Raw genomic sequence first — 21,240 nt, 5'->3', positions numbered from 1 at the left:
CGAGTAATTAATGGCACTGAATAAAAACATTTTTGGTATTTATCACCCAGCTCACAAGCTGGCGCTACTTGTCTCAGACTCAATACTATTAGCGCTTGCTTTTTCGACCGCCAGCCAACTCCGCCTCAAATCATCAGCAGAATTGCTGAGCTTAGAGTTCTTTGGTATTGGCTTAATCGTCGTATTCAGCCTTTTCGTTGGTGGCGCGTATACGAGCACTCGAATAAATCGTAGACCAAAACTTCCATTAAACACTCTATTTGTGGTGATAGCTTCCACAGTTCCCTCGCTATTGTTCATATACGCATTAGGGCCCGATCATTTTACAGCTCTGTTTGGGCGCGGCGTATTTCCCGTTGCAATGTCATTATTTGGTGTATTTGCCGTCAGCTCAAGGTACGTCTTAAACTACCTTTTTCATGAGCCTCGAGATGCCAAATCGGTCCTACTGCTTGGGCCTAACAAGCTTTCAACGTCATTAATGCATAGCTTAAAAGCCAGCGGCATTGACTACTCGTTTAATCATCAAACCGAAATCTGCGATCAAAGATCGGACATTGGCGGTTTGGGGGCCGTCGTCATTCTTCCTGAGCACAGCCCCACGGAAAATGAACAACGCATCCTACTCAAATATCGACTAAAAGGCCTACCGATATATTCCTTAAGTGATTTTTGCGAGTCGATGCTCTTCTTGGTTCCCGTTCAAGAGATAAATAATGACTGGTTTATCAAGGCTCAAGGGTTCACGATGCTTCACAGCAACATAGCTCTGAGAATAAAAAGAATGCTGGATGTATTTCTCGCGCTTATCTTACTGTCTCTGAGCCTTCCGGTAACATTGATTACCGCGGCTCTGGTAAAAATTTCCTCTCCAGGGCCCATTCTATTCTCACAAACGAGAGTTGGCATGAACGGCGTTTCATTTAAAATTTTTAAATTCAGGACAATGCAAGAAAATGCGGAATCCGAAGGTGCAGTCTGGGCAAAACAAAATGATACTCGCATCACAGCAATCGGTCATTTCTTACGCAAAAGTCGAATTGACGAGTTACCTCAATGCTGGAATATCCTATTAGGAGACATGAGCCTAATTGGTCCCCGCCCCGAAAGACCCGAATTCACATCTAACTTGGCTGTAGATATCCCTTACTATGATTTACGACATGTCGTGAAACCAGGACTAACAGGTTGGGCCCAAGTCTGTTATCCCTATGGCGCGTCCACTGAGGATTCTCTCAAAAAGCTGCAATTCGACCTCTACTATATTAAAAATTATTCGTTAATGCTCGACCTAAACATCCTTTTAAGAACCGTGTTTGTCACCGTTCGCCGCCAAGGCAGGTAGCAATCGTGAACACACTTCTTTTTGGGGTAGCCTATATCGCGTTATTCACGCTTCCAGGCGTTGCTTTGTGTCATTTGGGAAGAAGGCATAAATTCGAGAGTTCACCTCTGGCATTCATTTCTTTATCATACTTGGTCTTCACCCTAATATTCATCCTTGCAAATAGCCTCTCATTTGAATCAAACACACTTATTATTGGCCTCGTCATTGGGTCGCTGGGAAGTACATTCTATCTATTTCGCCAATCTGCTTTCTCCACACAATCGGACTGGGTGGTACCCACCCTCACAGTCATCGGCGCCTCACTTCTCTATCATGCAATATTTGGAAGCTACGCTGAAGTTCCTGCCGATGTTTACGCTCACTTAGAGAGAATTCAGGCGGCTCAAAACGAGGTTAGCAACAACTCGCTGGGGCCAGCCCTACCGTGGACCAAGTTACTGAGGCAAGGCTCAGGAGTCTACTATTTCTATGCAGCCATTATCGCCGAACCATTTCATCTTTCGGGCATGGCCTTATTTGAAGCGTTAGACTTCTTAAATAGAACCTTGTTTCTGCTTGGCGTGTTCTTTTTTTCAAGATTGTTATTTAGTCGATCACCCCATGCCAACAAGGCGTCTTATCTTGCAGTACTGTTCGTTACGCTGCACATGGGTATTAATGTTTTTTCATTCGTTCGTTACTACAGTCTAGCACCGAGTATTTTGGCCCTCCCGCTTTATTTTTACGCCATATCCCTGTTTATCGAAATTGTATCTAAACCAATGCAACAAGCCAGCGTTGCGATCAGATTATTCCTAATTCTTTTACTCGTGATAGCGTGTGCAGCAATCCATGTACAAGAAGCGATGTTTATCGTCACTATCATTGCGACCATGGCAATTGTAATACTGTCGAGTCTACTGCTTCCCATTGAACGACCGTCTCCCTCAACACTGCTTTTATGCGGCGTCATCATGCTGATCGCATTAATTAGTTTTATCTCTATCTACCTCTACTCAGCATCTAACTTAACACGTGCTCCCAACGCGCACTGGCGCCTTTGGGAGTTTGGCGAAGGGTTTTGGTTTTTCCCGCAGTTGACAATACTAAATTTAAAATATCAGTTTATTAGAGTAACCACGATATGGGGTCTACTTGTGTACGTGCTCTTTTTTTTAAATATAAGACGTTACAAGAAAAACTATTTTATTTTGGCTGGCATGCTTAGCCCAATATTCACATTTCTCAATCCATTTTTCGTCGACCTATTCCTGCGTCATTATAATTCAACGACCATCTGGAGAACCTGCTACTTAATTCCACTGCATTTCGTTGCCGCTGATTTATTTTTACATTATCTAAAACAACTCCAAGGTTCCCCTAAAATCAGCACGAAAATTGCTTCGGGGAGCATCCTTTTGTCGCTGGCTATTTTGCTAACGCCAATAGCAAACACTTGGAAGGCGTCGCACTACAGTCGTTTTCCTACACTATTCCATAACGAACGCGTCGTATCCTACAAACACTACTCTGACCTACTAAAGGCATTGGACAGCCTTCCTGATAAGAGGAACGTTCTGACAGACCCTATGACTGGGTACATGATCTCCGGCCTGACTAAGCACCACTCGAGTAGAAAGAAATTTTACAGAAACAACAGCTACAAGCACTTCTCATTCAAACACTACAATGATAACCCTTTAGACCAGCATTCTGGGATGTTGCTTATTGTGAATTTGAGAGCGAAAGTAAAAAGCGGCGTGGGTGAATTAGCTAACCACTGGTCTAAAAATGAATGGCTAAACACGAAAAACTATTATCCGAATCAGTTACTAGTGCATTTGGAGAGCCGTCCAAATACGTTTTCTAAAATTTGGTCTAAGGACGAAATTACGATTTACGAAATCCTTTAATCGCGGCTTATTCAAACACAGGCGATTAGCTATAATAGCTTTTATACCACGCCGCAAATTTCTCCACGCCCTCGTTCACAGAAACTGATGGAGAATAACCATAGCGACGCCTGAGCTCACTGGTGTCAGCCATCGTGCGAGGCACATCGCCATCTTGCATCGGCAGCATATTGATTTTTGCTTCAACACCTAAATGCTCACTCAGAGCAGAAATAAAATCCATTAACTGCACCTTCTCTCCACGACCTATATTCAACACACTATAAGCGCTGCTTTGCACGCCACCTTCAATCACGAGTCGAACGCCCTCTGAAATATCATCGATGTAGGTAAAATCTCGTATCATATTACCGTTGTTATACACCGGTATCTCTTCCCCCTTTAGCATCCGAGAGGCAAATCTAAACGGTGCCATATCAGGCCTTCCCCACGGCCCATAAACGGTAAAGAACCGTAATCCGGTGCAGGCCATTCCGTATAGGTCAGAGTAGCTGTGCGCCATCAACTCATTCGCTTTCTTGGTCGCAGCGTAGAGTGATACAGGGTTGTCAACCCTGTCTTTTTCAGTGAAAGGAAAGTTCTTATTTGCACCATAAACTGAACTTGAAGATGCATACACCAAATGGTTCACGCCACTGTGTCTGCATCCCTCCAAGATATTGGCAAAGCCCACTAGGTTCGAGTCAATATATGACTCTGGATTTTCAATCGAGTAACGAACGCCGGCTTGTGCAGCCAAATTCACCACAACATCAAACTCATTCTTCTCAAACAAATCCTTCATTGCGTGTCGATCAACGATATCAGCATTGATAAGCGAGAAATTACTTGCTTGCCGAGAAGACTCAATCAATTCAGCGCGTGCCTGCTTGAGCGAGACATCGTAGTAGCTATTGAAATTATCTAGCCCCACCACCGTGTGACCACGAGACAACAACTTTAGAGAAAGATCTGAGCCGATAAACCCAGCCGCACCAGTGATTAGAATATGCATAAAGTCTTACAAATGTATCCGATTTTGGCCAGTATTCTTCTACACAGCCAAATATTTACTTTCTATCACTTAGTATATATTACAATCGCAAAACGCTGAATTTTTGTTAGTCGTGATAAACGCTTACCTGACCTTACTATGAACCCTGAACTGCAAATTATATCGGCTCAATGGATTGTTCCCGTTATTCCTAGAAATACGGTCTTAGAACACCACTCCGTAGTCATAGAAAACGGAAAAATCATTGACCTGTTACCGATAAAACATGCAAAAGCAAAGTATTCAGGGGCGCCCCATATAGAGCGCAGCACTCATGCTTTGATACCAGGGTTGGTCAATTCGCACACGCATGCCGCCATGAGCCTCTTTAGAGGGCTCGCTGATGACATTCCATTAATGACATGGCTAAACAGCCACATTTGGCCCGCTGAAAGTAAGTGGGTCAACCATGAGTTTATGCGCGATGGCACCGAACTGGCTATCGCAGAAATGCTTCTAAGCGGAACGACGTGTTTTAACGATATGTATTTTTTTCCAGACATCGTTGCTAAAACAGCACAAGACTTAGGCATAAGAGCCTTCGTAAGCATGATCGTATTGGATTTTCCAAGTGTATGGGCAAATAAACCTGAGGAGTATTTTACCAATGGATTAATGGTGCACGACGAAGTTCGATCGTTATCACGCATCAACACCACAATGGCTCCACACGCTCCATACACTGTTTCGGACTCACCACTTGAACAAGTTCGGACGTACGCAGACGAACTACACGTGCCAATTCACATGCATGTGCACGAAACGGAGCAAGAAGTACTAGACTCAGTAGCTCAAGCGGGAATCCGACCCATGGAGAGATTGCATCAACTAGGTTTATTAAACCCCAGGATGATGGCAGTCCATATGACCCAACTAACGGAAGAGGAAATTTTACTCACCGCCGAACAAGGGATTCATGTAGTGCATTGCCCTCAATCTAACCTTAAATTGGCAAGTGGACATTGTCCAGTTTCTGAACTTTTAGGAGCGGGGACGAACGTCTGCTTAGGTACTGACAGTGCGGCAAGCAACAATGACCTCGATATGCTCAGCGAAATGCAAACAGCCTGTTTGATTGCTAAAACAAATTCGGAGGACGCAAGCGTTTTACCAGCCTGGCAAGCGCTTGAAATGGCCACCATCAATGGGGCAATTGCGTTGAACTGCCAAAACGAAATTGGATCCATTGAAATTGGAAAATCCGCAGACTTAGTGGCATTAGATCTTAACCATTTTTCGACTCAGCCAGTCTATAACCCAATAGCCCAAATCGTGTACAGTGCCAGTCGCCAACAAGTTACCGACGTTTGGGTAGAAGGTAAATATCGAGTAAAATCTGGGAGCTTAGTATCCGTAAATACAGATCAAGTTCTTTCCAAAGCGGCCCAATGGGGTGAGCGCATCAATGACAGTCAAAGCAGGATGAGTACTTAATCCATGAAGAATGTAGACCCTCACGAGATAAAAAAATTTGAAGACCTCGCCTCACGCTGGTGGGACCCCGAGAGTGAATTCGCTCCCCTGCACGCGATCAACCCTCTGCGTACAGAGTACATCAACCTTCACTCGCCAGTAAATGGTCTTAAGGTCTTAGACGTTGGCTGCGGCGGAGGACTGGTCAGCGAAGCTCTAGCTGATTTTGGTGCAGAAGTTACGGGTATCGATATGGGAGAGGCTCCACTTAGCGTGGCACAACTACATCTCCATGAAAGTGGTCTAGATGTTGATTATAAAAAGATAACGGCCGAAGAGTTAGCCGACGAAAGGCCCGAACATTATGACGTAGTGACTTGCCTTGAAATGTTGGAGCATGTACCCGAACCATCCTCTGTGATTCAAGCGTGCTCACGTTTAGTTAAGCCTGGTGGTGACGTCTATTTTTCAACAATTAATCGCAACGTTAAAGCATGGCTTTTTGCCATCGTCGGGGCAGAATACATTTTGAACCTTCTCCCAAAAGGGACGCACGAATACGACAAGTTGATTAAGCCTTCCGAGCTTTCGGAGTTCGCTAGACGTTCAGGATTAGAACTACAAAGAATAATAGGCTTACACTACAACCCGATTACCAAGGCATATAAGTTAGCTCCCGGAGTTGACGTTAACTATATGATCCACACCAAGAGAGCTGTTTGAACCTATGGAACTTAAAGCCCTATTATTGGATTTAGATGGAACCCTTGTCGATACAGCGCCAGATATGGTGGGGGCGCTTAACCGTCTATTGGTAAAACATAAGCGAACACCATCGAATCCAGAAGAGGCCGCAAAACTGGTTTCCAATGGCGGGCGTGCCCTGGTGTTACACGGATTTGGCAACTCACTTGCTGAAGAAGAAGTGGATTCTTTGGTAGATGAATTTTTAACGATCTACCGAGAATACGTCTGTGTTGACAGCGCACTCTACGAAGGCATGACACAGGTGCTGGACTACTGTGAAGAAAACAGACTCAAATGGGGTGTTATCACAAATAAACCCCTTCATTTGGCCAAAGAGGTATTAACTGGCCTAGGGCTGTTAGACCGCTGTGCGGTTCTACTGGGTGGCGATAGTCTGCCGGTGAAAAAACCGGACCCAGTTCCAATGTTGCACAGCTGCATGCTTTTAAGTCTGGCGCCCAGTCAGTGTTTGTATGTTGGAGACCATCTGAGAGACATACAAGCTGGAAATGCTTCTGGCATGGACACGGCCGCCGCCCTATGGGGATATATTGGTGACGCTGACAAACCTGAAAACTGGAACGCAAAATACAACGTTCGACAACCATTAGGCTTACTGGACCTCATTAAAGATCTAACATCTAAAAACTAGCTCGGTTTTATATGACACAATTCGATTGGAGGGAATTCACACCCTCAGACAACGCCCTAAGCGAAAAAGCCATTCTGGTCACAGGGGCCGCAGATGGCATCGGCCGAGCAGTCACGCTCTCACTGGCTGAACACGGTGCAACGGTGCTCATGCTCGATAAAAAGGCTCGACATTTGGAGAAAATCTATGACGAGGTTATTCAGAGAGGGTTTACTGAACCGATAATACTCCCGGTAGATCTTATGGACATAACGCCAGAGTCAGCGACCACCTTAGCACAAGCAATCTATGATGATATTGGCAAATTAGATGGGATTCTGCACAACGCGGCCGAATTAGGGTCACCCAGCCCCATGGATCAATATGACATGACGTACTGGGCCTCAGTAATGCAAACCAACCTTCAAGCTCCGTATCTCCTTACACGAGCTTTTCTACCCTTACTAAAGCAAGCTTACAAAACAAACGTATTGTTCACTACCGCTGATGTCGGCCGAAAAGCAGCGGCTTATTGGGGAGCCTACGCCATTGCCTATGCCGGAGTTGAAACTCAAATGAAAATCTGGGCTGAGGAGTTAGAGAACACCACTAAAATACGAGTAAATTCCTTAGACCCTGGCCCTGTGCGCACAAGCTTTCGAAGACGCTCCCACCCAGGTGAATCGCAGGAATTGTTAGCGACGCCACAAAGTATCACCAAGGCTTATCTGAAAATATTCAGCTCTGAACATAATTTTCATGGCAGTAAGTTATCGATAAATTGAGTTGAATAGTGATTTAAGGAGTCTTAACCATACCAACACATGCCAAGGTTTTGACTTCAAACACCTAAGCCAATAAGTCGCCGCCGCTCTCGGGTTTCTATTTGACAGAATCGAAGCGATGAAATAGTTGCCCGCAAAATCTGTATTCTCTGATGATTTAGCTTTAATTGGACGATACTGTTGGGCGCGACTCAATATGACATCGTCTGATTTATTCTTGGCCCTAAGCTCGTTAGCCTCAACAATCAAATTTGCTAACTCTCTCTGTGACTCAGCATTTCGACCACTAATGCCACTGGGCGAATATAAAGCACGCTGTAAAAACTCAGGTATGACTCGCAACTTGGAAACTGAAACAAGCCTAGCCCACAAATCACAATCCTGAGTGAAGTAGAATTCTTTGCGGTAGCCACCTACGAGTTCGTAAAAAGATTTCCGAAACATAACGGATGCGTGCACAGGAGAGCGTAACTTATCCTTTTCTGAGGTAGAGAGACCAGCCAACAGTTCTTGCTCGGTGTATGTGACATCATACAACTCCACTCCTTCGTCGGTATGTATTTTCACCCAACAGCAGACCATGCCTACGTCATCATACTGCCTCAAACACTCTGCTTGATTTTTTAAGCGCCCAGCCATCATCTGGTCACCAGCATCAACTCGAGCTATGCACTCATGGCTAGCGGCCGAACACCCATTTATCAAGGCTAGCGTTAACCCCTGATTTACTTGGCTAATAACTTTGATTCGTGAATCGTTAAAGGACCTTAACACACTTAAAACAGACTCATGGGCTCCATCATTCACAATAATGAATTCCAGCTCGACACCCACCTGAGCCAAAACGCTCTCTATCGTAATCTTCACGTCAGCAGGCTTGTCAAAGACTGACATAACAACGCTTACTTTTAGAACATCCGTATCACAAGCTCTCATACTAACGACCCGTCGCACGAATTAGCTCTGCCGCTCGTTTCCAGCCAAAAAGTTTCACCAACTTCAGAAATATTCGATGGGCAACTGTCTTCTTTCCCACCGCTTCTATCGAAATCGAGACCATGGCCCTCGCCTCCGTTGTCAGGCCAACCAACGCACATTGCCTGGCAAGCAGAAATGCGTATTTACTAAAAATAACCCAATCATCATCCTCAATCTCAGCGGGACGATCACCCAACTCCATATACCGCTTCGCATGTTGATATATTCTCGCTCGCGACATCGCACGATTTTGCAGCTTATTAGGCTCCTTATCGCCATCAATGCACAAATGATCATCATGCGACCGAGTGATTGAAACAAACGTATTGGTAAACACAAGGCGACCGCCATAACTGGCAATATTGGCCTCATACTCCCAATCTTCTTCATTGCTCATTGCCGACCAAGGCCCGGCCTTCTCGACAACAGATCGCTTAAAGAGTGGCGTTGAAGTTGACCACCAACGCTCTCGAAGCAACAATGGAAACATGCTTCGATGCTCTTCGCCCGTATGACCATCGGGAATCAATTTTCTCTCACTTCCAACGGCAATAGTTTCGGTCATACCATACGCCACGTCAGCCTGATCATCTTGAACAAAAGCCATTATTTGCTCTTGAAATTTGTTGGGCAACAACAAGTCATCACTGTCCAAATACTGAATATATTCGCCTCGTGCATTGAGTCGCCCGAGCTCTCTAGCGACGCCAGGCCCGGAATTAGTCTGATGAAAGACTCTAACCTGCTCGTTCTCATTCGCTAAATTGGCTATCACTAAAGGAGTATTGTCTGTGGAGCCGTCATCGACGATTATGATTTCCACATCTGAGTACGTTTGTGATAAAACCGAGTTTACCGCGTCGACTATGAAGGCCGGGCGGTTATACACCGGTATGATCGTAGTGACTAACCCTTTTTGCACTAACAAACTCATTTACGCGCAAAAAACTGGGGTAGTTTCATCCCAAATTTCATGGCAAAAAAAGTAATCGGATCTCGTCGTAACCCAAGCCCTCTTAACGCCAAATACGAATTCCAATTGCTTTTGATCATCGACTTAATGCTCGATTGTGAAGCGCCGCCTGTTCTCATGTGTACCCAGATTTCAGGGCAATACGAACTGCTGATTTTCAGCAATTCGAAGACGCGTGCACAAAACTCTAGGTCAGCCTGATTTCCAAGCTCTGTCTTAAAACCACCGACCTCATCGAAAATGCGCCGCTTAAGGTACAATGTCGGATGCGCCGGCATCCAGCCTTTAAAACAGAGTCCATCACGATAATCTCGTGAACGCCAATAGCGTTTTATCTGTGTGTCAGAGAGGTTATCCAGATAAATCAAATTGGCATAGACCGCGTCTAAACTAACTTGTTCGTGAAGAGAGGCAATTTTTTGAATCACATCGTTGTGTGCAAAGACATCATCTGAATTCAAAAAACCGATAACATCGCCCGATGCTAAACAAATCCCTTTATTCATTGCATCATAGATACCTTCATCTGACTCAGAAACAACGTGTGCCAGAGAGTCAGAAAATGCATCAATTATTTTTACTGTGCCGTCGGTGGATCCACCATCGATCACAATATGCTCAATGTTGCCATAGGATTGCTCTGACACAGACCGTAACGCATCCCCAATAGTATCAACCGAGTTATAAACAACTGTAATAACAGAGATCTTCATTTGCGGTCCCAACTACTTTCGAGACTCCCCTTTATTGCGTGAAACTTTGCTCACCGTCGCTCTAGGTTTGCGCGGACTGCGTTTCGAACCAGTACCACTCTCCATGCTCTTTTCAAAGTTTGATTTACTACGCCCCCTATTTGCTTTCTTCCCCGCCGTACCCTTCTTATCGCTTTTACTAAAAGCCTCTTTTTTGTAGCCTTTGCCGTTCCCCTTGCTACTACTGTTACCCTTGTTACTATTGGAGGGTGCTCTTTGACTTGAATACAACTGACTCGCGAATTCATCTTGAAGGCCCACAGACGTCACCAATTTCTCAAGCTGCATCGGTGCAATCTTACTCACTTTCCCTCGCTTAATATCACGAGTTAGTTTAATCGACCCGTACCGAACACGTTTCAAACGGCTGACTGTATGGCCTACCGCATCCCACATTCGTCTAACCTCTCTGTAACGCCCTTCTTTAATGACCACTTTATACCAATGATTGGTGCCTTCTTCTGACATATCTGCAACAGATACGCTTTCAAACTTTGCCGCTTTCCCGTCAATATCGACGCCTTTGCGCGTTAACGTTTCCACGGTCTTGTCACTCGCTCTGCCGCGGATACGCACCAAATACTCACGCTCTAAACCCGTGGATGGGTGCATTAGCTTATTAGCCAATTCACCACTATTGGTGAACAACAAAAGACCGCTTGTATTCAGGTCTAGCCGACCGACCGAGACCCAACGACCATTCGGGATTTCGGGAAGATTCTCAAACACGGTGGGGCGCCCCTTTGGATCTTTACGGGTACATATCTCTCCTTCGGGCTTATGATAGATTAGCGCTTTAATCATCTCACTGTGCTTGGGCTTGAGAGTTAAGAGCCTGCCATCGATGAGAATACGATCTTTATCTGACGCCCTGTCTCCTAATTTTGCTCGTTTGCCATTAACAGATATGCGACCGTCACTAATCCACACTTCGATTTCTCTGCGTGAACCATGGCCCGCGTGCGCCAATAGTTTTTGTAATTTATCGTCCATTAGTTATTCTCGACCTTGTATTGGCTTTCAGACATATTAGGAAACCCCTTCGGGCTCGTCACTCTCATCGGACGTGGTATTTTTCTTGGCATTTGAAGCATCTAGCTTTGGTTCAACACCCTCTGACGAGGCTACCCCCGAGTCGTTTTCATTAGTGTCGTGAGAAGGATGCAGTTCAACAACGTTAGCGCTGCCAGCCTGCTCAGGCTCGGCCTCAGCATCGGTCAATTGGGCTTCTGACGTATTGGTTTCATTTTGAACACCATCCATAGGCAGAGTAAGGTTCATTTCTTGAGCAATCGTACGAAGCTCTCGTTTCTCCATCAGCTCAGGCAACTCGCTTAGACTTGCCATATTAAAATACTCTAAGAACACTTGTGTCGTCCCGAACAGAGAGGGCCTCCCTGGTACATCACGGTGACCAATTTGTGCAATCCACCCTCTTTCTTCAAGCGTGCGTATGGTGTCGCTACTCACCCCAACGCCGCGCACTTCTTCGATATCACCACGAGTAACTGGCTGGCGATAGGCAATAATCGACAATGTTTCGAGTAATGCCCTTGAATAACGTGGGCTTTTTTGGCCACTTAACTTTCTCAACCACGGCGCGTATTTTTCCTTAGTTTGGTAACGCCAACCAATACCGATTCTTCTAAGTTCTATCCCTCTGTGCTCACATTGTTCCTGCAAAACTAAAATAACATTTTGAATATCAACCTTACTGGGTTGAGCATCTTCTGAAAACAGGGAAGCGAGCTTTCTGATACCCAACGGTTCATTGGCAGCATAGAGAGCCGCTTCAATAATATTAGCCAACTCACTGTCATCAGGAGGGTCTTGGGGGTTTAAATCATCTTCAAGTCGCTCTTCAGCGCCCTGGCTATCGACGGAATTCACATCACCGTCAGCCATATTTATGTCTTTTTGTTTCATCTTAATTTTTCTCGACTGTCACAACCAGGATGTATATACAGACTAGGCTGCGCGCTTAATATGTATCGGCGCCAGCGGCTCGGTTTGGACAACAATCAACATATCATCACGAAATAGTTCCAACAATGCGATGAAGGTAACAACTACCCCTAGACGGCCTTCAGCCGCGGTGAATAGCTCCTCAAATCGAAGATAGTCTGAGTCTTGCAAGCGTTGCAAGATATTTGTCATACGCTCTCTCATGGATAAAGATTCGCGTGAAATGTTCATGTGCTGGTTTGCATCGGCTCTGTCCATCACCGACTGATAAGCTTTCACCAATTGCTCAAGCGATACGGTTGCTTCGTTCTCTGGAGGTGTGGGGTCATCAAAGACAGCATTTGCACTGAAAAGGTCACGATCCAATCGAGGTCGGTCATCTAATTGATTTGCCGCTTCACTAAAACGTTCGTACTCCTGAAGGCGACGCACAAGCGCTGCCATCGGATCTTCCTCGTCCTCAAACTCATCCTTTGGCTTTGGCAATAACATGCGAGATTTTATTTCGCCAAGTAACGCAGCCATGACTAAATACTCTGCCGCCAAATCAAGATTGGCGCTTCTCATCAACTCAACGTAAGTCATATACTGACGAGTGATGTCCGCCACGGGAATGTTTAAAATATCGATGTTTTGCTTGCGAATAAGATAGATCAATAAATCAAGCGGTCCTTCAAAACTGTCGAGAACAACTTCAAGTGCGTCTGGAGGAATGAACAAGTCTTGCGGCCATTCATTCATAACCTCTCCCATTACCACCGCACGCATGGTTTCTGCGTAAGCCTTTTCAGCCAAAGCATCAACATTCTGGCCAGCCTCGCTAGAAACCTCGGCTACGGCATCAGCCTTCTCAGAGTGGTTACCAACAGAATTACTTTCTCGACCTTTACCGTCGATGGCTAACTTTTCTTGATCGTCAGACATCTAACATCACTTAATAATAGTCCAAGTTCATCGTGGCTCGAACTTGCTCCATTGTTTCGTCAGCTGTTTCTCTGGCTTTTTCGCAACCATCAGCAATGATATTCCTCACCAAGGTTGGGTCCTCGATATAAGGCTCAGCACGTTCAGCAATGTCTTTTTGTTCTACCAACAATGACTCTATTAAAGGTTGTTTACAATCAATGCAGCCAATACTGGCAGAGCGACAACCGTTCTCTACCCAATCTCTGGTACTTTGATCGGAATAAACATGGTGAAACTGCCAAACCGGGCATTTATTAGGGTCGCCAGGATCATCTCTGCGCACTCTAGCTGGATCGGTTGGCATACTTCGAACGGACTTTTCAATTCTCTCAGGGTCATCTCGCAGTGCTATGGTATTACCATAGGATTTGGACATTTTATCGCCGTCCAATCCAGGGAGTTTTGACGCTTCAGTCAGAGTTGCTTCAGGCTCAGTAAGAATGCTTCGCCCACCGCCCTCTAAATACCCATACAAACGTTCTTGCTCAGCATTACTTAAATTTTGGTTGCTAGCGAGCAAAGCATGGGCTTTTTCTAAGGCCTCATGGTCACCTCGTTCTGTATAAGCATTTCGTAAATTACGGTACAGCTTAGCTCCACGTTTGCCTAACTTTTTAATCGCTTCTTCCGCTTTTTCCTCAAAGCCTGGCTCTCTACCATACAAATAATTAAAGCGTCGTGCTATCTCGCGAGTAAGCTCGATATGAGGCACTTGGTCCTCACCCACTGGCACTTGCGAGGCGTGATAGAGCAATATATCCGCGGCTTGTAGTACGGGGTATCCTAAAAAGCCATGCGTAGATAAGTCTTTCTCGCTAAGTTTAGCCTGTTGATCTTTGTAGGTGGGCACACGCTCGAGCCAACCCAGCGGGGTCATCATTGACAGCAACAAGTTGAGCTCAGCATGCTCAGGCACTCTCGACTGAATGAACAACGTTGCCCTGCTCGGATCCACACCAACCGCAAGCCAGTCAATAACCATCTCCCAAACGTTAGAATTAATGGTTTCTGAGTCTTCCTCGTATAACGTGGTTAATGCGTGCCAATCAGCCACAAAGAAATAGCAATCAAATTCATGCTGTAGTTCCACCCAATTCTTTAGCACACCATGATAGTGGCCTAAATGTAAGCGACCTGTTGGACGCATACCTGAAACGACTCGGTTGGATTGTCCGGGCTTTGAAATCATTGAAAAAGAAAAATTAGTGTTGAAGTTTAAAGGGTAGAGAATAACGCTTGTACTGAACTAACTCTACAGGTTTACTTAGGATTAGCGCAGAAAACCGATATCACCAGCTCCTTCGCGGACCACTCTAAGGTTGTCCTCATGCCAATCTATTACCGTTGATGGCTGGTTGCTAACAACACCCGCATCAATGACGAGATCGACATCGTGTTCAAGCGTTTCACGAATTAATTCAGGGTCACCCATCGCCAATAGTTCACCAGGCAAAATTAAGCTCGACGACATGATCGGTTCACCGAGCTCTGTCAACAAATCCTGAATCACGCAATGGTCTGGAATTCGGATCCCGATAGTACGTCTCTTGGGATGCACAAGCCGGTTGGGAACCAGCCTCTTTGCATTCAAAATAAACGTAAATGCTCCCGGAGTTAAGGATTTAATCAATCGATACTGTTCATTATCAATTTTAGCAAACTGAGCGACCTGCTTTAGCTCGCTAGCCATCAGCGTGAAATTGTGATGGCGATCCAGCTTTCGAATACGCCGAATACGATCCACTGCTTTTTTATCATCTAAATGACACCCCAGTGCGTAACTGGAATCGGTTGGATAAGCCACCAATCCGCCAGCTCGAAAAATCTCCACGGCCTGTGAAATCAATCTTTTTTGAGGATTTTGTGGATGTATTTGGAAATACTGTGCCATTTCAAATTTGAACTGAGGAAACGTTAAATCAATTAATCGTTAGTGTATCTCTTTTGCTCTGACTGCGCTCACTCACAACGCAAGTGACCATACATCCTGGCCTGAAAACAGGTCATCTCCAAAATCTCTGTACTTAGCCGCCATCATTTGATTCAACTCGAGTAGCGGCATAAGCACAAATAACCTTTCATTCATCCTAGGGTGCGGCACGATGAGATCATCGAGACTAATATGACTGTCCCCAAACAACAATAAATCAATATCTATTACTCTAGGCGCATTTTGATTTAACCCGTCACGAATACGTCCCATTTGGGACTCCACCTGTTGCAGGTTGTCAAAAAAATCACGATACCCACCTAACACCGTCAATTCTATGACGCAGTTTGCAAAATCAGGCTGACTCGAATAACCAACCGGTGTGGACCCATACATCAACGATGACCTAGCTGAAACAACCATATGGAGCTGAGCCAGCCTTTTACGAGCATCAATCAACTGTTCTATCGGGTCACCTAAATTGGAACCCAGCCCAACGTAGACCAGCGTACCATCACACTGACTCTCGGACATCAAAAATGCGGAGTGTCATTACCGTCTTTTGATGCACCGTCTGGAGCAACGACTCTTCGCTTGCGCCTCACTTTTACTTTCTTCGTGGATGACGAATCGGACGATGAGTAATTACCATAATCATCTTTAGGGCGCGCCTCAACGTAACGTGAATCTTGGCTGCCTGGAGTTGCGCGTCGGCCTCTATTAGAGCTGGTTTTCTTGCGTCTTCGCTGAGGTCCACTTCTATTAGGCTTGGACGAATTAGGACCATTTTGTGTACGTTGACCCTGAGCGTTTTTTTGCCTTTGTTGGCCTTGACCTTGGGCTTGGCCTTCACGTTGAGATGCGCCCGACTTAGCATTCCTGGAACGATTGCTTCTGCCTTTGGCGCCTTGTCCAGAGCTCGGTCTCTTACCACCGCGCTTAGTTTTTTTCTTACGCCCACCGGTTCGGTTTTGCGTGCGTCCGTCGGTGCTATTGCCAACATTCCCACCGTGCCCATAACCCGTTCCGAAACCTTCATCATAAGTGCTGGCCTGGTTAGCATTATAGTTCACTGAATTATAATCAATGCTGTTGCCATCAGGCTCATTACCATTAGATTTACTAGGCTGACGTTCACGCTTGTATGCTTCGCCGACCTCGTTAATCATTTCTTCTCTCTCAGCAGCATCAACCTCCTGAATCTTGGTCCACCACTCACCGACCTCTTCGTCTACCTCATGAACCTGAGTCCTGAGCAACAGAAAGTCATAGGCTGCTCTGAATCGACGATTATTAAGGCTAGTTTTAACCATCCTCGGATTTCGTTTAATCAACCTAAAATGAATATTCCAAATATCTAGAATGATCTCGGCCAACCTTCTTGGTACAGCGACATATTGATTTTGGTCACGTAAGCCATCGTTCATCGCCACGCGCCAGGCTTGAGCCTCGGAAGTCCCGTCCTCCATCAAAATCTGTGCGTCAGCTTTAACTGGATCCCACATCATGCAAGCAAAAAGGAAGGCGGGAATCACTGGTTTGCCGGCATGAATACGTCGATCTGTATTCTTTAATGCTCGCTCAGGCATCCCTTCTACACCGTCAACGGCTACCTGTTCAGTGAACGGAAACAAATATTTAAACAAGCCATACTTGCGTAACAATAAATAAGTATCATAAGCCGCCCCTCCATGAAACAACTTCAGCACTTCCTCGAATAGGCGTGCGGAAGAAACATGAGACAGCAAGCTACCCTGGTCTTCTATCATATCCAGTGCTTCGGGCTCCATTTCAAAACCCAGTTTAGCTGAAAATCGAATCACTCGTAGCATACGTACAGGGTCTTCAGTGAAGCGCTGATTAGGCTCGCCGATGCTGATCATCTTCTTAGCTCTTATATCTTCAAGGCCACCCATGAAATCCAAAATTTCGCCTTTAACAGGATCATAATAGAGCGCATTAGCACGAAAATCTCGACGCACCACGTCTTCCTCGATGGTGCCAAATACATTGTCTCTTAAGAGCTGACCTTGATCGCCCTCGCTCATTTCATTACGTCCAACTTTTTTACGGTCACTCGCGTCTGCACGAAATGTAGCAACTTCGATTACTTCATAGCCAAAGCGAACATGAACAAGCTTGAACCGGCGTCCAATAATTCGAGCGTTTTTCCCAAAAGTTCGTTTTATTTCTTCAGGTGTCGCATTCGTAGAAACATCAAAGTCCTTTGGTTTCTTTTCCAATAGGAGGTCTCGAACACAACCTCCCACCAAAAGAGCTTGATAGCCGGCCTCCTGCAGAGACTGAACCACCTCTAGAGCCTTGTTGCTTATATTTTCGTTGTCTATGCCGGCTTCATCAGCCTTGATAATGTTTGCAGTAATCAATGGATTTTTTATATGGGTCGTTAGGCGAGATATCTATCTATTTCACTTTCAAATATTGGAAACAAAAATGGCGTCGTTCAATGAACTTCCAGTGAGATCGTTCCTTTTCAGTCAAAATCAATCTCAGAAGGAATTTGCTTCAACTGGACAAATTTAGTTGAGTGACCAATCAACCAAGGGGCTCGCGCTGTGTCTTTTTAGATACGTTATAGAGTAATAGACTCTTTTCCTGTTTTTTACGTTTGCTTATTGTTAACTAATCTACTATCGCCAAAATCCATAATTAGCATTGCGTAAATACATACGCTTCAAGCGTCACCTTGCGAAAACCTAAAATTGAGTCAAAATCGTTTCGCTGCCATGTCTAGTCTAACGCGATTCTAAAGGCGTCAACTTGGTTGGCAAGTCGCTTTTGGTGAAAATCATTTGCACCAAAACCATCAGAGAAAACTCTGTTGTAGTGATTCTGCACAAAAGAGCTGAGATATACCAGCGTTTTTGTTCAATTATCTCGATTTGGCTCCTTAGCCTCTTGGGTGATGTTGCGCGTGAATCGACTGAAGACGCTCCTTGGCAACTTGCGTATAGATTTGTGTGGTCGATAGGTCGGAGTGCCCAAGGAGCATCTGCACGGATCTTAAGTCAGCTCCGTGATTAATAAGGTGAGTTGCAAACGCATGCCTCAGCGTATGCGGTGACAACTCGGCATTGATACCAGCTACCAGAGCGTATTTTTTTATTAAATGCCAAAACGCTTGCCGAGTCATACCAGCACCTCGGGATGTGACAAATAAAGCGTCTGTCACTCTATGCTTCAACAGGTCAGGGCGCGCTCGGTGTAAATAGTGCCTTAAATACTCCACAGCTTGCTCTCCCAAAGGAACCAAACGCTCTTTGTTGCCCTTTCCAACAATCCTGACCAACCCGACATCCAAGTTAGCTTCAAGTAGCGTCATACCGACTAATTCACTCACGCGCAATCCAGTTGCGTAAATGGTCTCAAGCATGGCTCGGTCACGCAAACCTAGCGGTGTTTCTAGATTCGGTGCATCAAGGAGAGCTTCTACCTGTGATTCACTGAGTGTCTTTGGCAATGGTCTACCGAGCTTGGGCGGCATTACATCTCGACAAGGGTCCAGCGTTATTTGATTTTGGCGAATTTGATATCGAAAGAAACGACGTAACGTTGAAAGGACTCTAGCACTACTGCTGGCTTTATTGCCAGCTGCCATAAGGGTCGCTAGGAATTTGTGAATATCCGGTTGCTCAACCTCTAGCAAACTCTTATCACCAAGAAATGAAACTAAGCGATTTAAATCTGATCGATATGCGCTCAATGTGTTGGGAGACAACCCCGACTCCAGCCACAACGCATCCACAAACAAATCTATCGCATCTCTATTTGATTGGCTGCTACTCATAGTTCAATTATAACGACGAAAACACTGAAATAATACGACTAACAGACCTGTTCATATAGACATGAACTGACAGATCATGATCGAACAACCACTAAAAAAGCCGTGAAGATTACCCTTCACGGCTTTCAAAAAACTCAAATGAAAAATCTTAACTAAGTTTTTCTTTAATTCTCGCAGCTCGACCAGTACGCTCACGCAAATAATAAAGCTTAGCGCGACGAACAGCACCACGACGCTTAACAGTCACTGAATCAATGAGTGGGCTGTGCGTTTGAAAAACACGCTCAACACCTTCACCATAAGAAATCTTTCGTACCGTAAAAGCTGAATGCAGACCACGGTTACGCTTAGCGATCACGACACCTTCATACGCTTGTAAACGCTCTCGGTTTCCTTCTTTAATCTTCACTTGAACAACAACTGTATCACCCGGTCCAAAATCCGGAATGTCGTTATTCAACTGCTCGTTGTTGATTTCATCAATAATGTTAGTCATTTTAGTCTCCGTAGATACTATACGGTCATCCAATCTATATTAGAGAGCTTAATTACGTTTAAGTAAAACTCTCTATAACAAGTCAGTGCCGCAGGAAGTACCTGTGCTAGTAACCAATAATAGGTAAAGTTAAAACCCTATTGAACTACTCAAAAGGGTCGATTATTCCGCTTTAAAGACCCGACATAAAAGATAACTACGTACCTTTATCGAGGCTTTCGAGCTTAAATTCTTCTAATAGCTGACTTTCATCAGCAGTCAGTTCTTTCTTCTCAAGCAGTTCAGGACGACGCAACCAAGTACGCCCCAACGCCTGCTTCAAACGCCATCGTTCAATGGCTTGGTGATCTCCGCTCATCAACACCTGAGGAACTTTATCACCGTTAAAATTCTCCGGCCGAGTGTAATGAGGGCAGTCAAGCAGTCCATCCACGAATGAATCCTGCTCTGCTGACTCAACATTGCCTAAGCTACTGGGCAACAATCGAGCAATCGCGTCGATCATTATCATTGCTGGCAACTCGCCACCGGATAACACGTAATCGCCTACCGACCACTCTTCATCAACAAATCTAGCCAATACTCGCTCATCAACACCTTCATAACGACCTGCAAGCAACACCAAGGCCTCATTACTTGACTCGAGTGCAAATTCTTGGGCTGCCCCATGATCGAACTGTTGCCCCTGAGGGCTCAAGTACACAACCCTTGGTCGAACGCCGGACACGGAGCTCGCCGCCAACACAGCGGCCTCCAATACCCTACTCATCACGTCCGGCATCATAACCATGCCAGGACCACCACCATAAGGTCGGCCGTCTATCGTGCTGTGCCGATCCTCAGCGAAGTCTCTGGGATTATGCAGCGTGATACTTAAAACACCTTGCTTAACAGCTCTCGCAATAACACCGTGTTCAGTAATCGCGCTGAACATCTCAGGAAAAATGGTAACTACATGAATATCCATGCTAAACCGTATTATCCAATAGCGAACTCACTCTGCCAAAAAATCGGGATCCCAGGTTACTTTCATGGATCCAGCCTCGAGGTCGACGCCAACAACAACTTCATCGTTATATGGAATCAAAATCTCAGTATTCCGCGAAGAAGAAAAACAAACCAACACATCATTGGCTCCAGTTTCCAAAATTGACTTAATCACACCAATCTCGGCTTCTTCATTAGACACCGTCAGACCAATCAACTGCTGCCAATAAAATTGACCATCAGGCAATTTAGGTAAATCGCTTTGTTTTACCCAAATACCCAACCCACTCATCGCTAGCGCTTGATCTCTATCTACTATTGAGTCTAGCTGCGCAACAATGCCTTTAGCTTGTTCTCGACACTGAATAACGTCAACGGCTTGCACCGTCGCATCACTGCCTGGGCCTTTCTTATGGCGACTTAAATACCACGTCTTATAAACCGCAATATCCGGTCTATTGCGAGTGTAGGAGTGTAGCTTAACCCAGCCTTTTACACCCCAAACACCAACAATTTTACCCAGCTCAACGTACATT

Annotated in this window: 21 protein-coding genes; 6 read left to right on the top strand and 15 right to left on the bottom strand. The window is 45.3% G+C overall.

Features of this window, described 5'->3' with window-relative positions; all coding sequences use genetic code 11:
- Positions 1-10 precede the first annotated feature (10 nt).
- On the top strand, positions 11-1,345 hold the full coding sequence (locus ABWW54_RS12170) for a sugar transferase (RefSeq protein ID WP_353412561.1): 1,335 nt from the start codon (positions 11-13) through the stop codon (positions 1,343-1,345).
- Positions 1,346-1,350: 5 nt separating this feature from the next.
- Positions 1,351-3,240: a hypothetical protein gene (locus ABWW54_RS12165; RefSeq protein WP_353412560.1), complete on the top strand. Its 1,890-nt coding sequence runs from the start codon at positions 1,351-1,353 to the stop codon at positions 3,238-3,240.
- 25 nt (positions 3,241-3,265) lie between these two features.
- Here the strand turns inward: ABWW54_RS12165 and ABWW54_RS12160 are convergent, their stop codons facing one another.
- The gene (locus ABWW54_RS12160) at positions 3,266-4,234 is read right to left on the bottom strand and encodes an NAD-dependent epimerase/dehydratase family protein (protein WP_353412559.1); all 969 of its coding nucleotides are present in this window, start codon (positions 4,232-4,234) and stop codon (positions 3,266-3,268) included.
- Between the two features lie 138 nt (positions 4,235-4,372).
- Between ABWW54_RS12160 and ABWW54_RS12155 the strand changes: the two genes are divergently transcribed.
- The 4 genes from ABWW54_RS12155 to ABWW54_RS12140 are packed head-to-tail and all read left to right on the top strand — an operon-like array spanning position 4,373 to position 7,849.
- A complete protein-coding gene (locus tag ABWW54_RS12155; protein WP_353412558.1) occupies positions 4,373-5,707 on the top strand; it encodes a TRZ/ATZ family hydrolase in 1,335 nt (444 codons plus the stop codon).
- A 3-nt stretch (positions 5,708-5,710) separates the two neighbouring features.
- Complete coding sequence (gene ubiG, locus ABWW54_RS12150) at positions 5,711-6,409, top strand: bifunctional 2-polyprenyl-6-hydroxyphenol methylase/3-demethylubiquinol 3-O-methyltransferase UbiG (protein ID WP_353412557.1); 699 nt, start codon at positions 5,711-5,713, stop codon at positions 6,407-6,409.
- A 4-nt stretch (positions 6,410-6,413) separates the two neighbouring features.
- Positions 6,414-7,085, top strand: a complete 672-nt coding sequence (locus ABWW54_RS12145) for an HAD-IA family hydrolase (protein WP_353412556.1) — start codon at positions 6,414-6,416, stop codon at positions 7,083-7,085.
- Between the two features lie 11 nt (positions 7,086-7,096).
- Positions 7,097-7,849, top strand: coding sequence for an SDR family NAD(P)-dependent oxidoreductase (locus tag ABWW54_RS12140; protein ID WP_353412555.1), 753 nt, complete (start codon positions 7,097-7,099; stop codon positions 7,847-7,849).
- Here the strand turns inward: ABWW54_RS12140 and ABWW54_RS12135 are convergent.
- The 14 genes from ABWW54_RS12135 to rimM form a co-directional block, all read right to left on the bottom strand.
- Positions 7,835-8,743 carry a glycosyltransferase gene (locus ABWW54_RS12135; protein WP_353412553.1) on the bottom strand — a complete coding sequence of 303 codons (909 nt, stop codon included), beginning with the start codon at positions 8,741-8,743 and terminating at the stop codon, positions 7,835-7,837. The genes ABWW54_RS12140 and ABWW54_RS12135 overlap by 15 nt on opposite strands.
- A gap of 43 nt (positions 8,744-8,786) precedes the next feature.
- Complete coding sequence (locus tag ABWW54_RS12130; RefSeq protein ID WP_353412552.1) at positions 8,787-9,761, bottom strand: glycosyltransferase family 2 protein; 975 nt, start codon at positions 9,759-9,761, stop codon at positions 8,787-8,789.
- Entirely contained in the window at positions 9,758-10,513 is a 756-nt protein-coding gene (locus tag ABWW54_RS12125) for a glycosyltransferase family 2 protein (protein WP_353412550.1), read from the bottom strand. Before ABWW54_RS12125 ends, ABWW54_RS12130 begins: the two co-directional genes overlap by 4 nt.
- A gap of 12 nt (positions 10,514-10,525) precedes the next feature.
- On the bottom strand, positions 10,526-11,545 hold the full coding sequence (rluB, locus tag ABWW54_RS12120) for a 23S rRNA pseudouridine(2605) synthase RluB (protein ID WP_353412549.1): 1,020 nt from the start codon (positions 11,543-11,545) through the stop codon (positions 10,526-10,528).
- 36 nt (positions 11,546-11,581) lie between these two features.
- Entirely contained in the window at positions 11,582-12,478 is an 897-nt protein-coding gene (gene scpB, locus ABWW54_RS12115) for an SMC-Scp complex subunit ScpB (RefSeq protein ID WP_353412548.1), read from the bottom strand.
- Positions 12,479-12,520: 42 nt separating this feature from the next.
- Positions 12,521-13,441 carry a segregation and condensation protein A gene (locus tag ABWW54_RS12110; protein WP_353412546.1) on the bottom strand — a complete coding sequence of 307 codons (921 nt, stop codon included), beginning with the start codon at positions 13,439-13,441 and terminating at the stop codon, positions 12,521-12,523.
- Positions 13,442-13,451: 10 nt separating this feature from the next.
- Entirely contained in the window at positions 13,452-14,672 is a 1,221-nt protein-coding gene (locus ABWW54_RS12105) for a tryptophan--tRNA ligase (RefSeq protein ID WP_353412545.1), read from the bottom strand.
- Between the two features lie 81 nt (positions 14,673-14,753).
- Positions 14,754-15,374, bottom strand: coding sequence for an L-threonylcarbamoyladenylate synthase (locus ABWW54_RS12100; RefSeq protein ID WP_353412544.1), 621 nt, complete (start codon positions 15,372-15,374; stop codon positions 14,754-14,756).
- 72 nt (positions 15,375-15,446) lie between these two features.
- Entirely contained in the window at positions 15,447-15,947 is a 501-nt protein-coding gene (gene folK / locus ABWW54_RS12095; RefSeq protein WP_353412543.1) for a 2-amino-4-hydroxy-6-hydroxymethyldihydropteridine diphosphokinase, read from the bottom strand.
- Positions 15,947-17,800 (bottom strand): polynucleotide adenylyltransferase PcnB, encoded by a 1,854-nt coding sequence (pcnB, locus tag ABWW54_RS12090; RefSeq protein ID WP_353412542.1) that lies wholly within the window; start codon positions 17,798-17,800, stop codon positions 15,947-15,949. The genes folK and pcnB overlap by 1 nt, the downstream gene beginning before the upstream one ends.
- A gap of 524 nt (positions 17,801-18,324) precedes the next feature.
- On the bottom strand, positions 18,325-19,221 hold the full coding sequence (gene xerD / locus ABWW54_RS12085; protein ID WP_353412541.1) for a site-specific tyrosine recombinase XerD: 897 nt from the start codon (positions 19,219-19,221) through the stop codon (positions 18,325-18,327).
- A 148-nt stretch (positions 19,222-19,369) separates the two neighbouring features.
- Positions 19,370-19,717, bottom strand: coding sequence for a 50S ribosomal protein L19 (rplS, locus tag ABWW54_RS12080; protein WP_353412540.1), 348 nt, complete (start codon positions 19,715-19,717; stop codon positions 19,370-19,372).
- A 196-nt stretch (positions 19,718-19,913) separates the two neighbouring features.
- Positions 19,914-20,684: a tRNA (guanosine(37)-N1)-methyltransferase TrmD gene (trmD, locus tag ABWW54_RS12075; protein WP_353412539.1), complete on the bottom strand. Its 771-nt coding sequence runs from the start codon at positions 20,682-20,684 to the stop codon at positions 19,914-19,916.
- A gap of 27 nt (positions 20,685-20,711) precedes the next feature.
- Positions 20,712-21,239 carry a ribosome maturation factor RimM gene (gene rimM, locus ABWW54_RS12070; RefSeq protein WP_353412538.1) on the bottom strand — a complete coding sequence of 176 codons (528 nt, stop codon included), beginning with the start codon at positions 21,237-21,239 and terminating at the stop codon, positions 20,712-20,714.
- Between the last annotated feature and the right edge of the window lies 1 nt (position 21,240).

The organism is Arenicella sp. 4NH20-0111, assembly GCF_040366405.1.
Classification (GTDB): Bacteria; Pseudomonadota; Gammaproteobacteria; order Arenicellales; family Arenicellaceae; genus Arenicella.
Note: the sequence above shows the minus strand (reverse complement) of the source record. Positions and strands in the feature narration are given on the sequence as shown.

Excerpts from the sequence above, each read along its gene's own strand:
- ABWW54_RS12170 (WP_353412561.1), top strand. The coding sequence starts at position 11 with ATGGCACTGAATAAAAACATTTTTGGTATTTATCACCCAGCTCACAAG.
- ABWW54_RS12160 (WP_353412559.1), bottom strand. The coding sequence starts at position 4,234 with ATGCATATTCTAATCACTGGTGCGGCTGGGTTTATCGGCTCAGATCTT.
- ABWW54_RS12155 (WP_353412558.1), top strand. The coding sequence starts at position 4,373 with ATGAACCCTGAACTGCAAATTATATCGGCTCAATGGATTGTTCCCGTT.
- ubiG (WP_353412557.1), top strand. The coding sequence starts at position 5,711 with ATGAAGAATGTAGACCCTCACGAGATAAAAAAATTTGAAGACCTCGCC.
- ABWW54_RS12145 (WP_353412556.1), top strand. The coding sequence starts at position 6,414 with ATGGAACTTAAAGCCCTATTATTGGATTTAGATGGAACCCTTGTCGAT.
- ABWW54_RS12140 (WP_353412555.1), top strand. The coding sequence starts at position 7,097 with ATGACACAATTCGATTGGAGGGAATTCACACCCTCAGACAACGCCCTA.
- ABWW54_RS12135 (WP_353412553.1), bottom strand. The coding sequence starts at position 8,743 with ATGTCAGTCTTTGACAAGCCTGCTGACGTGAAGATTACGATAGAGAGC.
- ABWW54_RS12130 (WP_353412552.1), bottom strand. The coding sequence starts at position 9,761 with ATGAGTTTGTTAGTGCAAAAAGGGTTAGTCACTACGATCATACCGGTG.
- ABWW54_RS12125 (WP_353412550.1), bottom strand. The coding sequence starts at position 10,513 with ATGAAGATCTCTGTTATTACAGTTGTTTATAACTCGGTTGATACTATT.
- rluB (WP_353412549.1), bottom strand. The coding sequence starts at position 11,545 with ATGGACGATAAATTACAAAAACTATTGGCGCACGCGGGCCATGGTTCA.
- scpB (WP_353412548.1), bottom strand. The coding sequence starts at position 12,478 with ATGAAACAAAAAGACATAAATATGGCTGACGGTGATGTGAATTCCGTC.
- ABWW54_RS12110 (WP_353412546.1), bottom strand. The coding sequence starts at position 13,441 with ATGTCTGACGATCAAGAAAAGTTAGCCATCGACGGTAAAGGTCGAGAA.
- ABWW54_RS12105 (WP_353412545.1), bottom strand. The coding sequence starts at position 14,672 with ATGATTTCAAAGCCCGGACAATCCAACCGAGTCGTTTCAGGTATGCGT.
- ABWW54_RS12100 (WP_353412544.1), bottom strand. The coding sequence starts at position 15,374 with ATGGCACAGTATTTCCAAATACATCCACAAAATCCTCAAAAAAGATTG.
- folK (WP_353412543.1), bottom strand. The coding sequence starts at position 15,947 with ATGTCCGAGAGTCAGTGTGATGGTACGCTGGTCTACGTTGGGCTGGGT.
- xerD (WP_353412541.1), bottom strand. The coding sequence starts at position 19,221 with ATGAGTAGCAGCCAATCAAATAGAGATGCGATAGATTTGTTTGTGGAT.
- rplS (WP_353412540.1), bottom strand. The coding sequence starts at position 19,717 with ATGACTAACATTATTGATGAAATCAACAACGAGCAGTTGAATAACGAC.
- trmD (WP_353412539.1), bottom strand. The coding sequence starts at position 20,684 with ATGGATATTCATGTAGTTACCATTTTTCCTGAGATGTTCAGCGCGATT.
- rimM (WP_353412538.1), bottom strand. The coding sequence starts at position 21,239 with ATGTACGTTGAGCTGGGTAAAATTGTTGGTGTTTGGGGTGTAAAAGGC.